This window comes from Flavobacterium sp. J49, from assembly GCF_011742145.1.
Lineage (GTDB): Bacteria > Bacteroidota > Bacteroidia > Flavobacteriales > Flavobacteriaceae > Flavobacterium.
The window spans coordinates 38,544-52,674 of the sequence record NZ_JAAQQU010000102.1 but is presented as its reverse complement, the minus strand read 5'-3'; the positions used below and the strand labels follow the sequence as shown (position 1 = coordinate 52,674).

Annotated in this window: 9 protein-coding genes; all 9 read left to right on the top strand. The window is 39.2% G+C overall.

Going from position 1 to position 14,131, the window contains the following annotated elements:
- The first annotated feature begins 56 nt into the window (after window positions 1–56).
- Complete coding sequence (locus HA632_RS05960) at window positions 57–641, top strand: ACP phosphodiesterase (RefSeq protein ID WP_176306297.1); 585 nt, start codon at window positions 57–59, stop codon at window positions 639–641.
- Window positions 641–2,422 (top strand): gamma-glutamyltransferase, encoded by a 1,782-nt coding sequence (gene ggt, locus HA632_RS05955; protein ID WP_176306296.1) that lies wholly within the window; start codon window positions 641–643, stop codon window positions 2,420–2,422. Before HA632_RS05960 ends, ggt begins: the two co-directional genes overlap by 1 nt.
- A 67-nt stretch (window positions 2,423–2,489) precedes the next feature.
- Window positions 2,490–4,310, top strand: coding sequence for a chloride channel protein (locus tag HA632_RS05950; RefSeq protein WP_176306295.1), 1,821 nt, complete (start codon window positions 2,490–2,492; stop codon window positions 4,308–4,310).
- Between the two features lie 50 nt (window positions 4,311–4,360).
- Window positions 4,361–5,344, top strand: coding sequence for a tetratricopeptide repeat protein (locus HA632_RS05945; protein ID WP_176306294.1), 984 nt, complete (start codon window positions 4,361–4,363; stop codon window positions 5,342–5,344).
- A gap of 70 nt (window positions 5,345–5,414) precedes the next feature.
- Window positions 5,415–8,246: an excinuclease ABC subunit UvrA gene (uvrA, locus tag HA632_RS05940; RefSeq protein WP_176306293.1), complete on the top strand. Its 2,832-nt coding sequence runs from the start codon at window positions 5,415–5,417 to the stop codon at window positions 8,244–8,246.
- A 32-nt stretch (window positions 8,247–8,278) separates the two neighbouring features.
- Window positions 8,279–9,001: a TIGR00730 family Rossman fold protein gene (locus tag HA632_RS05935; protein WP_176306292.1), complete on the top strand. Its 723-nt coding sequence runs from the start codon at window positions 8,279–8,281 to the stop codon at window positions 8,999–9,001.
- A 3-nt stretch (window positions 9,002–9,004) separates the two neighbouring features.
- Window positions 9,005–10,438, top strand: coding sequence for an MBOAT family protein (locus HA632_RS05930; RefSeq protein ID WP_176306291.1), 1,434 nt, complete (start codon window positions 9,005–9,007; stop codon window positions 10,436–10,438).
- Window positions 10,438–11,322, top strand: coding sequence for a hypothetical protein (locus HA632_RS05925; protein ID WP_176306290.1), 885 nt, complete (start codon window positions 10,438–10,440; stop codon window positions 11,320–11,322). Before HA632_RS05930 ends, HA632_RS05925 begins: the two co-directional genes overlap by 1 nt.
- Complete coding sequence (locus tag HA632_RS05920; RefSeq protein ID WP_317174598.1) at window positions 11,319–14,117, top strand: aminopeptidase; 2,799 nt, start codon at window positions 11,319–11,321, stop codon at window positions 14,115–14,117. The genes HA632_RS05925 and HA632_RS05920 overlap by 4 nt, the downstream gene beginning before the upstream one ends.
- The last annotated feature ends 14 nt before the right edge of the window (window positions 14,118–14,131 follow it).

The window sequence follows — 14,131 nt, the reverse complement described above, 5'->3', positions numbered from 1 at the left end:
TGGTGTTAGATATAACTTTGAAACTTTGTATCTTTGAGACTCTGCAACTAAAAAATATGAATTTCCTAGCCCACATTTATCTTTCAGGCGACAACGATTTACTCAAAATCGGAAATTTCATGGCGGACAGTATTCGCGGGCATCATTATGAGGATTATCCAACCGAAATTCGAAAGGGAATTCTATTGCATCGTTCCATCGATAGTTTTACCGATATGCATCCGATTTATAGGCAAAGCAAACATAGATTGCACGAGAAATACGGTCATTATTCAGGCGTGATTATGGACATTTTCTACGATCATTTTTTGGCCAAAAACTGGAGTAAATATTCGGACGTGAAATTAGAAGATTACGCTCAGGATTTTTATCTCTTGCTTAAAGACAATTACGATATCCTAACCGAAAGAGCCAAAGGCATGATGCCTTACATGATTGGACGAAATTGGCTGGTAAGTTATGCTACTATTGAAGGTTTGCAAATGATTATGTTCCAAATGGATTATCGCACCAAACATCGCGTGGCTATGGATGAATCCATCGTAGAATTAAAACAGTACTACACCGAATTTGAAAATGAATTCACCTTATTTTTTGAGGAATTACGCCAACATTGTCAAGAAAAACTAGCTACTTTATAATGAAGAATTATCGTCAGTTCGAGTTTTTTCCAAAGAAAAAAGTATCGAGAACCAATACTCATTTTCTTATAAAGCTTCTCGATACATTCCGATTTTCAATCGGAACACTCGAAGTGACGCTTTTAACTTTTTTTCTACTCATTTCCAATTTCATTTTCGCCCAACAAAAAGGATTAATTGCCGAAAAAGCGATGGTGGTTTCGGCACGAGAAGAAGCTTCCCAAATAGGTATCGATATTATTAAAAAAGGCGGCAATGCTTTTGACGCTATGATTGCAACGCAATTGGCACTAGCAGTAGCTTATCCCTATGCCGGTAACATTTCAGGTGGCGGATTTATGGTGTATCGCAAGGCCAATGGCGAAATTGGTTCTTTAGATTTTCGCGAAAAAGCTCCGGCCAAAGCGACTAAAAACATGTACCAAGACCCAAATGGCAATGTCATTCCGAATCTGAGTATTGACGGTGCATTATCCGTAGGTATTCCCGGAAGTGTTGCCGGAATATTCGAAGTCCACAAAAAGTTTGGTAAACTACCGCTCAAGGATTTGTTTGAACCTTCAATTGCTTTGGCTAAAAAAGGCATAGTGGTCACCGAAAAAGAAAAAGCAAAACTCGATGAATACCGTTCTGTTATCGTAAAAATTAGTGGTGATAAGACTTTATACAATAAGACATTTAACATTGGTGACACCATCAAATATTTGGCTTTAGCCAATACTTTGGAACAAATTCTGAAAAAAGGACGTAACGAATTCTATCAAGGCAAAACAGCCAAAAAACTAGTGTCTTTTATCCAACAAAATGGCGGGATTATCACCCTCAAAGACATGGCCGAATACCAAGTCGTTTGGCGCAAACCCATTTCGTTTCAACACAAAGATTTGAGCATCATTTCAATGGCACCACCAAGCAGCGGTGGGATTACTTTGGCCCAAATTCTGAAAATGATTGAACCTTTCCGATTGAATTCATACGGACACAATTCTGAAAAATACATTCAAGTTATAACCGAAGCCGAACGCCGAGCTTATGCCGATAGGAATTATTTTCTCGGTGATCCCGATTTTGTCAAAATTCCACAAAAAGCATTATTGAATAATAACTATTTGAAAAACCGTATGAGTACTTTTACTTTTGACCAAGCCACCAAATCAGCGGATGTCAGTCATGGTGAGGTTTCTGTTTACGAAAGCGATGAAACTACCCATTACTCTATTGTGGATACTGAAGGCAATGCCATTTCGGTGACAACCACTATTAATGGCGCTTATGGTTCCAAATTGTATTGCGACGAATTGGGTTTCTTCTTGAACAATGAAATGGATGACTTCTCTTCTAAACCGGGCGTTCCGAATTCTTATGGTTTGGTTGGTGCCGAAGCCAACAGCATTGCACCACGAAAAAGAATGTTGAGTTCGATGACGCCAACAATCGTGGAGAAAAACGGTAAACTTTTTATGCTATTGGGTTCACCCGGTGGTTCGATGATTATTACTTCGGTTTTGCAAACGATTCTCAACGTAACCGAATTCCATATGAGCGTTCAAGAAGCAGTCAATGCACCGAGATTTCACCACCAATGGTTGCCGGACGAAATTCAGTTTGAACCCGAAAAATTTGATAAAGTATTATTGGAAAGCTTGGCCAAAAAAGGCTATAAAATCAATGAAAAAGTAGCCCCGATTATTGGTAAAGTCGACGCTATTTTAGTTTTACCCGACGGAAAATTGGAAGGTGGTGCCGATTTTAGAGGAGATGATAAAGCGGTTGGATTTTAGAATATAGAATTTTGATTTTTGATTTCAGAATTTAAAAAGTATCTTAGCGATTCTAATGTTTGAATAAATGCCGTCGAACAAAGCTTCCTTTTTTAAGATTATTTTCAGAAGTATTTTCAGAAGAGCCGAGCATTTGGTTTTCCTCTTGAAAGACAAACTAAGCGAAAGAAACTTTATTTATTTCGCCTGCGTTGCTGTGGCGATAACTTGTTCGTTTGCCGTAATTCTGCTCAAGAGTTTTGCGCACAATATTTTTCTTTTGGCCAATGATATCAATGGCTTTCTAAAGTTACCCTATATCAACAGTTTACTTCCGATAGCCGGAATCTTATTAACCGTTTTTGTAGTGCGCAATTTCCTGAACAATCACATAGAAAAAGGCAGTTCCAAAGTATTATATGCCGTGGCCAAAAAAGGCGGCATCATGCCCAAAAAACAAATGTATGCCCAAATCGTAACCAGCTCTTTAACGGTTGGTCTCGGAGGTTCCGCCGGATTGGAAAGCCCGATTGTGATTACCGGTGCGGCGTTTGGCTCCAACTTCGCGCAGAAATACCATTTGTCTCAAAAAGACCGAATACTATTGTTGGCATGCGGTGTCGCGGCCGGAATTGGTGCAGCGTTCAACGCACCGATTGCCGGAGTTTTATTTGCCATAGAAGTAGTTTTGACTGATATTTCAATTGCGGCTTTTATTCCCATCATCATTTCTGCAGCAACCGGTGCTTTAATTTCAACAATTACTTTGAGCGATGATGTAATTTTGAATTTCCAACAAACACTGAAATTTGATTACCACAATACACCTTATTACATTTTACTCGGAATTTTAGCAGGCTTGACTTCGATTTATCACGCTCGAAATTTTCAAAAAGTAGAAAAGTTTTTTAGTAGTTTCAAAAACAAAGGTTATCGCAAAGCCCTATTTGGCGCGCTTCTTTTGGCCATTTTGATTTTCTTTTTCCCTACACTTTTTGGGGAAGGTTATGAAAGTATTAAAACGCTTTCATCCAGTAACCCAAGTGTTTTGTTAGACAATACTTTATTAGAAAAATTCAAAAGCAGCGAATGGGTTTTGCTGGCTTTTATAGGTGTAACCATGTTATTGAAATCTTTTGCCACAGGACTAACTTTAGGAAGCGGTGGTAATGGCGGTAACTTTGCGCCCTCACTTTTTGTAGGTTCGTATCTGGGTTATTTTGTGGCCAAATCCATAAATCTACTTAACTTCACGCATCATTTACCGATAGCCAATTTCACCATAGTAGGCATGGCCGGAATCTTGAGCGGTTTGTTTCATGCACCGCTGACAGCCATTTTCCTTATCGTAGAAATCACCGGCGGTTATGATTTGATGGTGCCTTTGATGATTGTGTCTTCCATTAGTTTTGCGGTTTCTAAGCAGTTTGAAAAACATTCCATGGATGTTAAGAGTTTGGCTGACAAAGGTGAAGTTTTTACCAGTGACAAAGACAAAAACATTTTGCAGAGTATTAACTTCTACAATTTGGTACAACAAAATTACAAAACCCTAAACCTAAAGGATTCTCCGGGAAAAGTTGTGGATATTTTTGCTACTACCGAACAAAAAATGATTCCGATTGTTGACGAACACAAATCATTAATTGGTTTGGTTGATTTTGAAGAAGTCAAAGCTTTTATTTTCAATCCGAATCATGTCAAATTCATGACGATGTCTGAAATCATCAGTCAACCCAAGGAAATCATCCTATTTGAAGACAAACCCGAAAAAATAATGAAACTGTTTGAAACTTCGAAAGCCACTATTTTACCGGTTATCTTTAAAGGAAAATACTTTGGCTTTTTGTCTAAAATTGACGTACTTGAAAGTTATCGACATCGATTAAAAGAGATGATTATTGAATAGGTTTTTTTAAGATTTTTTTTATTAAGTTTGATACAACAAACCGCTTAGTCATGAAAAAAAATCTTTCCCTTTTGCTTTTAACACTTATTAGTGTTGTCTCTTTTGCGCAAGAAAATGACAGCATTAAAGGAATTAACTTCGACAGTGAGATTTTCCTCAAAGAAATCTCAGACAATGCCTGCCAATGTATTGATTCTATTTCTGCCTATAACAAATCCAGAAAAGAAGTGGCTAGCGAAATTCACACTTGCATAGACAAACAGTGCGGCGCTTACCAATTGGGGATCAAGCTATCCCAAATCAAAGACCTTAAGACAACAGTTGGTGAAAAAAAAGAGGTCAACATTGATCTCAATGTCAATCTCAATCCGGAATCTAATGAATACAAAAAGTATTACTACGAAATAGAAACCTATTTGATGACTAATTGCGCAGCCATAAAGGCGAAAATTTCCGCCAATGACAAACTTGGCATTAAATCCATGTCAAGCGATAGTGAAGCGCTGAAATATTATAACCTAGGTTTGGAAGCTGGAAAAAATGGTGACTTTGAAAAAGCCATTGATAATTACAAAAAAGCGGTGGTTTTTGATCCTGAATTTGCTTTTGCCTACGACAATATGGGGGTATGCTACAGAAGACTCAACCGATTTGACGATGCGATTGAAGCCTATGAGAAATCATTAAAAATAGACCCTAACGGACAAATGCCGTTGCAAAATATTGGAATCGCTTACCTTTATAAAAAAGAATACAGAAAAGCACTGAAATCCTATGAACGCTTGTCCAAAATTGACCCTAATAACCCTGAAGTGTTTTATGGTATCGGAAACATTTATGCCCAACATTTGTTTGAGTACGAAAAGGCTTTAGACAATTTGTGCAAGGCATATAATATCTATGTTGAGCAAAAATCACCCTATCGAAGTGATGCCGAAAAATTAATTCAATTGGTGTATTCAGAAATGAAAAAACAAGGCAAAGAAAGCACTTTTAACGAAATTCTGGAGAAAAACGGAATCAAGGCGAATTAAACAATAACTTCTCAACCGTCTATTCAAAAATTGCAACCAAAACACTACCTTTGCGTTTTGCCCAATTGCTATGCTTGAAACAGAAAATACCATTGAAGTACTCGGCGCTAGAGTGCACAATCTGAAGAATATTGACATCAACATTCCTCGCGAAAAACTGGTGGTAATCACCGGTCTTTCGGGTTCGGGAAAATCGTCTTTGGCTTTCGACACCATTTATGCCGAAGGTCAGCGTCGTTATATCGAAACGTTTTCGGCTTATGCACGCCAATTTTTGGGCGGATTGGAACGTCCGGATGTTGATAAAATCGATGGGCTTTCTCCCGTAATTGCCATTGAGCAAAAAACGACGAGTAAAAGTCCGCGTTCAACGGTTGGTACCATAACCGAAATTTACGATTTTCTGCGTTTGCTCTACGCGCGAGGTGGCGAAGCGTATAGTTATGTCACCGGCGAAAAAATGGTTTCTTATTCCGATGAGCAAATCAAGGATTTGATTATTCAAAACTTTACCGGAAAACGCATTAATATTTTGGCCCCGATTATCCGCGCCAGAAAAGGACATTACGCCGAGTTGTTCCAACAAATTACCAAACAAGGTTTCCTAAAAGTCAGAGTCAACGGCGAAGTACAAGATTTGCTTCCGGGTATGAAACTCGACCGTTACAAAACCCACGACATCGAAATTGTTATCGACCGAATGGTGATTGAGAACAATGAAGACAACGAAAAACGCCTAGCCGAAAGCATCAAAACCGCGATGTATCACGGTGAAAACGTATTGATGATATTAGACCAAGACACCAATGAAGTTCGTTATTTCAGTCGAAATCTGATGTGTCCGACTTCGGGGATTTCGTATCAAAATCCGGAGCCGAATTTATTCTCGTTCAATTCTCCCAAAGGTGCTTGCGACGAATGTAAAGGTTTGGGAACGGTTCACGAAATCAACTTAAAAAAGATTATTCCAAATCCAAAATTGTCCATCAAAAATGGTGGCTTTGCGCCTTTAGGTGAATACAAATCGTCATGGATTTTCAAGCAATTGGAAATCATCGGAGAGAAATTTGGCTTTAGCCTAGCTGATGCTATCGAAAGTATTCCGGAAGAAGCGATGCAAATCATTTTACAAGGCGGAAAGGAAAAATTCACCGTAGAATCGAAAACTTTGGGCATTACCAAAGAATACAAAATAGAGTTCGAAGGCATTTCGCATTTCATCAAAAACCAATACGATGAAAGCAATTCGACTTCCATCAAACGCTGGGCAAAAGAATTCATGGACGAAATTGAATGTCCGGAATGCCACGGTTCGCGTTTGAAAAAAGAAGCGATGTATTTCCGAATTCACGAAAAAAACATCTTCGATTTATCAACTATGGATATTTCAGATTTATCGGCTTGGTTTGAGGATTTAGACCAACATTTATCTGAAAAACAGACCATCATTGCTTCCGAAATTGTCAAAGAAATCAAAGACCGTTTGCGTTTTTTAGTGAATGTGGGTTTGAATTATTTATCGATAAACAGAAGTTCCAAATCGCTTTCGGGCGGTGAAGCACAGCGCATTCGTTTGGCTACGCAAATTGGTTCCCAACTCGTTGGCGTATTGTATATTTTGGACGAACCCAGTATCGGTTTGCACCAAAGAGACAATGAAAAACTGATACATTCTTTGGAACAATTACGAGATATCGGGAATTCTGTTTTAGTCGTAGAACACGACAAGGACATGATAGAACGAGCCGATTATGTCATCGATATTGGGCCAAAAGCCGGAAAATTTGGAGGTGAAATCATCAGCAAAGGCACGCCAAAGGAATTGCTCAACGAGCATACCATTACGGCGATGTATTTGAATGGGGAAATGAAAATTGAAGTGCCCAAAAAACGCCGAGAAGGCAATGGTAAATTCATGACATTGACCGGCGCAACAGGAAATAATTTAAAAAATGTTTCTATCGAATTGCCATTGGGCAAACTAATTTGTGTGACCGGAGTTTCGGGCAGTGGTAAATCGACCTTGATTAATGAAACGCTCTACCCTATTTTGAATGCGTATTATTTCAACGGCGTCAAAAAACCGCAACCGTATAAAAAAATTGAAGGATTAGAACATATTGACAAAGTGATTGATATCGATCAAAGTCCGATAGGCAGAACGCCACGTTCGAATCCGGCTACGTATACCGATGTGTTTTCAGAAATCAGAAGTTTGTACACGCAAACGCCGGAAGCCATGATTCGCGGGTACAAAGCCGGCCGTTTCAGTTTTAATGTTTCGGGCGGAAGATGTGAAACTTGTGAAGGTTCGGGTGTTAGAACAATTGAGATGAGTTTCTTGCCGGATGTTTATGTGGAATGTGAAACCTGTCAAGGCAAGCGTTTCAATCGAGAAACCTTGGAAATAAGATACAAAGGCAAATCCATTTCAGATGTGTTGAACATGACCGTGGATGAAGCGGTGGATTTCTTTGAAAACATTCCGAAAATTTACAGAAAAGTCAAAACCATACAAGATGTCGGGTTGGGCTACATCACTTTGGGACAACAAAGCACCACGCTTTCCGGCGGTGAAGCACAACGCATCAAATTGGCCACCGAATTATCGAAAAAAGATACCGGAAACACCTTTTACATCATGGACGAACCGACTACCGGTTTGCATTTTGAAGACATCCGCGTGTTGATGGATGTGATAAACAAATTGGTCGACAAAGGCAACACCATCTTGATAATCGAACACAATATGGACGTCATCAAATTGGCAGACCACATTATAGACGTTGGACCCGAAGGCGGAAAAGGCGGCGGTCAAATCCTTTGCACCGGTACACCGGAAGAGATTATAAAAAATAAGAAAAGCTACACCGCGCAGTTTTTGAAAAAAGAATTACTTTAGCACGTTTGCTTAAAAAAAATTATACTAAAAAGATGAGAGACGATTTTCAAAATGAAGACGATAAAATACAGGAAAAACTAAAACAAAAAACCTGGAACGAAATAAGAACCAACGACTCGTGGGCGATTTTTAAAATCATGTCGGAGTTTGTAAACGGCTACGAGAGCATGGCGCGAATCGGACCGTGTGTATCCATTTTCGGCTCGGCCCGAACCAAACCCAACGACCGCTATTATTTATTGGCTGAAAAAATTGCTTATAAAATCAGTAAAGCCGGTTACGGTGTCATCACCGGTGGCGGACCGGGCATCATGGAAGCCGGAAACAAAGGCGCACACAACGGCGGCGGAACTTCGGTAGGTTTGAACATTGAATTGCCTTTTGAACAGCATTTCAACCCATATATCGATAAGGATAAGAACTTAAATTTTGACTATTTCTTTGTGCGCAAAGTCATGTTTGTCAAATATTCCCAAGGTTTTGTGGTAATGCCGGGCGGTTTCGGAACTTTGGATGAATTGTTCGAAGCGATGACCTTAATCCAAACCAAGAAAATCGGTAAATTCCCGATTATTTTGGTCGGAAGCGAATTTTGGTCAGGCCTTTTAGACTGGGTAAAAACCGTAATGATTGAAAAAGAAAAAACAGTAAGTCCGGAAGACATGAACTTGATAAAAGTGGTCGATACTGAAGATGAAGTGGTAGAAGCTTTGGATAATTTCTACAAAAAATACAATTTGAGTCCGAACTTTTAAAGCATGTTTTTCAACTCGCTACAATTTGCCATTTTCCTGCCAATAGTTTTTCTGTTGTATTGGTTTGTGGCCAATAAATCGAAAGCGAGTCAAAATTACATACTGATTTTCGCGAGTTATTATTTCTATGCTTGTTGGGATTGGCGGTTTTTATTTCTGCTGGTTTTCTCAACTTTACTCTGCTATCTATTAGCCATAAAAATTGAAGACAGCACAACGCCACGTTCGAGGAAAGGCTGGCTTTGGGTTTGTGTTGTAATGAACTTAGGGTTTCTCGGTCTCTTCAAATACTACAACTTTTTTGCGACTTCGTTTGCCGAATTGTTTCAGGCGATTGGCTTTAACGTCAGCCCGATTTTATTGGATGTGATATTGCCGATTGGGATTTCATTTTACACTTTTCACGGTTTGTCCTATATCATCGATATTTATTACGGCCGAATCAAATCCGAGAAAAACTTTGTTGATTATTCGTTGTTCGTGAGCTATTTTCCACTGCTTGTGGCCGGGCCGATTGAACGCGCAACGCATTTGTTGCCACAATTAAAAGTCAAGCGCGAATTTGATTTTGAAAAAGCCAAAGAAGGCGTTTACCAAATCATTTGGGGTTTGGTCAAAAAAGTAGTCATCGCCGATACTTGTGCGATGTACGCCAATGCGATTTTCGACAACTACAGTTCGATGAATTCATTGTCACTTATGTTGGGTGCCGTGTATTTTGCGTTCCAAATTTACGGTGACTTCTCGGGTTATTCCGATATCGCTTTGGGAACCTCAAAACTCTTTGGTATCGACTTGCTGAAGAACTTCAATTACCCTTATTTCTCCAGAGACATCGCGGAATTTTGGCGCCGTTGGCACATTTCGCTTTCGTCTTGGTTTAGGGATTATTTATACATTCCTTTAGGCGGAAGCAAAGGTTCAAAATGGTTCCAAATCAGGAATGTGATGATCATCTTTTTGGTCAGCGGATTTTGGCATGGCGCGAGCTGGACGTATGTCGCTTGGGGTTTGATTAATGCTTTGTATTTTATACCGCTCTTGGTTTTAAACAAGAACCGAAGCAACATCGACGCGTTTAAAATCTCGTTCAATTTTGCTTCGCTAAGAATCATCGTCAATATACTCTTAACCTTTGCCATTACTTGTTTGGCCTGGATATTTTTCCGTGCCAAAACCATCCAAGAAGCCGTTTCGTACATCCATCGAATGGCCACCGACTGGCATTTTTCGAAACAATATTTCAATATCGAACGGTACAATTACGAAATTCTGATTATGATTCTTTTGTTTGTCATGGTCGAATGGAACAACCGTTATAAAATCGAACCGCTTTCGGGCAAATACAGCTGGTTGAAAGTGAGTTTGAGTATTCTCGCTATCATCGCTTTAGGCATATTCACCGATTATAAAAACTTTATTTATTTTCAATTCTAATGAGAAAATTTGTTGCTTTTATTGGCAAATTACTATTCATCACCGTTCTTTCGGCGGTGGTGTTGGATATTGCCTATACAACAGTTTTTCTTAAATCGACGCAACGAAATAAGATTCAGCACGTCCTTACTGCAAAAGACAAAAATTTTGACGTGCTGTTTATGGGTTCTTCGCGTACACAAAATCACATGGTAGCCAAAGTCTTTAACGACAAAGGCATCAAATCGTTTAATTTTGGGATGAGCGGTTCCAAATTGGACGAAACGGCTTTGCTTTTGAAACTAATGTTAGAAAACAAATATAAAATCAAAAACATCATTTTGGATGTCGATTTGAACCTCAACAGCAATTCGTATTCCGATGGTGTTCGAGCGATTTACATGCCTTACTTGCACACTTCGAAAACCATCCAGCAACATTATCAAAAAATTCCCGAGTACAACAAGCTGTTTTACATTCCGTTTTACCGCTATATTGAGAACGATGCGAAAATCGGATTTAGGGAAATGTTCTTCTCACTTGTTAATAAGAAAACGAATGCCTTGAACAATGACGGTTTTTATGCTTTGAGACACGATGGTAAAAATATGAGCTATGACCTTTCAGAGTATAGTCCGAAAAGAAATTGGGCCTACGAAGAGATTAAAATGTTGTGCCGAAAAAACAACATTAACCTCATTGCCATAGCCACGCCTATGTGTCAAGGTTCTGACAGCGACGCTTATTTTAACCGCATTCACTCGGTGTATCCCGAAGTGTACAATTATGAAAGCAAAGTGACAGAAGACCGCTATTTTTCGTCTTGCGGACACTTGAATGAAAAAGGCGCCACAGTATTCACCACGATAATTTTAAACGATTTTATCCAACATAAATTCAATTGAAAAAGCTATTGTTTTTCATATTACTGAGTCAGTCACTTTTGGCCCAACACCATTCTAAAATGGTTGTGGAAGTCAATAGCGAAACCAATGTACTCAATGTAATTCAAGAGCTAACTTTCAACAACCAATCCAATGACACGCTTAGTTTTATTGTTTTGAATGATTGGAATCATGCTTACAGCAGTAAAACTTCGCCTTTGGCCAAGAGCTTTTCGGATGAATTTGACCGCAGTTTTCATTTGGCACCAAATAAAGACCTGGGCAAAACCGATAACATCACGGTCATCGACCAAAACCAATCGATGCTGACCTGGGAAAGAGACGAAAAATACCCCGATGTGATTCAGATACGTTTGCGCGAAAAGTTATTGCCTAACCAAAAAGCGACCTTCAAGCTCACCTATTTTGTCAAAGTGCCCAATGCCAAATTCACGCAATACGGTTTTGGTGCCAACGGAAAGATGCACCTTAAAAACTGTTTTCTGATTCCGGCGCGATATGAAAACAAAGCCTTTGTCAAATACAACAATTTAAACTTAGACGATGCCGCCAATGCGCTTTCCGATTATGATTTAGATGTTAGAATACCCGCTAATTTAGCCCTGAATTCTGATTTAAATATAGCCCAAAACCACACCAATCCATACCAACTTTCGGGCAAGAACCGCTTGAATTTGAGTTTGCTGATTGACAACCCAAAAGAGCACACCGTATTCAAAAACAGTCAGGTGGAAGTCATTTCCAACTTAAGAGACAACCGACTAAACGACATCCAGAGAGCGATTGTCATTGACAAAATTGTCAATTATGTGGGTGAAAATTTAGGCCAATATCCACACGAGAAAATCACGGTTTCACAAGCAGATTACGACAGAAATCCGTTTTACGGGTTGAATCAACTACCCAATTTTATCGTTCCGTTTCCCGATGAATTTATGTTTGAGATTAAGTTCATGAAAACCTATCTCAATAATTATTTGCACAACGCACTGCAACTCGACCCTAGAAAAGACAGTTGGATAATCAACGGGATTCAAGTGTACACCATGATGAAATACATTGATGATTTTCATCCCGAAGCCAAAATGATGGGCAATGTGGCCAAACTGAGAATCTTGCGCGCTTACAACTTGGTAAGTCTCGATTTCAATGGGCAATACAGTTATTTCTATATGCTGATGGCGCGAAAGAATTTGGACCAACCTTTGGGTGCACCCAAAAACACTTTGATCAAATTCAACGAAAAAATTGCGTCAAAATACCGAGCCGGTTTGAGTTTGAAATACCTCGACAGTTATCTCGAAAATAAGGTGGTGCCAACCAGCATCCGACAGTTTATCGACTTGAATAAAACCAAGCAAACCAACCGCAATGATTTTGAGTTGTTGCTGACTAAAATTTCGCCCAAAGACATCACTTGGTTTTTTGACAAAATTATCTACTCGCGTGACATTATCGATTTCAAGTTTGATAAAGTGACCCGAACCAAAGACAGCATCAGTTTTTCGCTTAAGAATAAAACCGAAACCAATGTGCCAATTCCCATTTATGGCGTCAAAGGCAAAAATGTAGTTTTCAAAAAATGGATTGATGTGTTCCCCAAAGACAGCGTTTTTACCGTGCCGAGAAATGAAGCCGAAAAAATTGTCATCAATTACAAAAATGAAGTGCCCGAGTTCAATTTGAGAAACAACTGGCAATCCTTGCGCGGTTTCCGATTGAACAGCCGACCGATAAAATTTATTTTCTTCAAGGATTTAGAAGACCCGAATTACAATCAAATCGTTTACATTCCAACCCTGGAATACAATTTATACGACGGTTTATTGCCCGGCATTCGTTTTCACAACAAAACCATTTTGGACAAGCCGTTTAATTTTGACGTGAATCCAACCATATCTACCCAAACCAAAAGCTTTTCGGGTAAAGCCAACTTTATGGTCAACCAATACAATCGCGACAGTAATTTGTACAGTATTCGCTACCAATTGAATGGTCATTATTTGCATTATGCACCCGATGCCTACTATACGAAAGTCAATCCGATGGTGTTTTTGCGTTTCCGTCCGGATGATTTGAAAGACAACAAAAAAGAAATGATTTCTTTTAAATACATCATGATTGAGCGTGAAAAATCGGTTTATATTATTGACGAAGACACCGAAAATTACAAAGTGTTCAACGCTAAATATTACAACGGTAAAACCGAAATCACCAAACATTACAATTTCTTAGGCGATTTTCAGCTTTCTAAGACTTTTGGGAAGTTGGCCGGCGAAATCCAGTACCGCAAGTTGTTTGACAATAGCCGTCAACTCAATTTCCGCTTCTTTGCCGGTACGTTTTTGTACAATAAAAATGCGTCTACCTATTTCGATTTTGCCTTAGATCGCCCAACCGATTATTTATTCGAATATGATTATTTAGGTCGCTCTGAAACTACCGGATTATTCAGCCAACAATTGCTGCCCACTGATGGTTTTTTCAAATCGATGTTGGAAACGAGAACGGCCAACCAATGGATGACCACGTTGAATACCAGTACCAATATTTGGAACTGGATTGAAGTCTACGGCGATGTCGGTCTGATTAAGAACAGAAATGTCTCTGAAAAATTGGTTTACGACAGCGGTGTTCGCTTGAACTTAGTGACCGATTATTTCGAATTGTATTTCCCTGTGTATTCCAATAACGGTTGGGAAATCGGCGAGAAAAACTACGGAGAAAGAATCCGTTTTATCGTGACTTTCAATCCCGATACTTTGATTGGCCTTTTCACCAGAAAATGGTTTTAAGACCGTGTGAAATC

Coding starts and splice junctions, on each gene's coding strand:
- HA632_RS05960 (WP_176306297.1), top strand. CDS start 57: ATGAATTTCCTAGCCCACATTTATCTTTCAGGCGACAACGATTTACTC.
- ggt (WP_176306296.1), top strand. CDS start 641: ATGAAGAATTATCGTCAGTTCGAGTTTTTTCCAAAGAAAAAAGTATCG.
- HA632_RS05950 (WP_176306295.1), top strand. CDS start 2,490: ATGCCGTCGAACAAAGCTTCCTTTTTTAAGATTATTTTCAGAAGTATT.
- HA632_RS05945 (WP_176306294.1), top strand. CDS start 4,361: ATGAAAAAAAATCTTTCCCTTTTGCTTTTAACACTTATTAGTGTTGTC.
- uvrA (WP_176306293.1), top strand. CDS start 5,415: ATGCTTGAAACAGAAAATACCATTGAAGTACTCGGCGCTAGAGTGCAC.
- HA632_RS05935 (WP_176306292.1), top strand. CDS start 8,279: ATGAGAGACGATTTTCAAAATGAAGACGATAAAATACAGGAAAAACTA.
- HA632_RS05930 (WP_176306291.1), top strand. CDS start 9,005: ATGTTTTTCAACTCGCTACAATTTGCCATTTTCCTGCCAATAGTTTTT.
- HA632_RS05925 (WP_176306290.1), top strand. CDS start 10,438: ATGAGAAAATTTGTTGCTTTTATTGGCAAATTACTATTCATCACCGTT.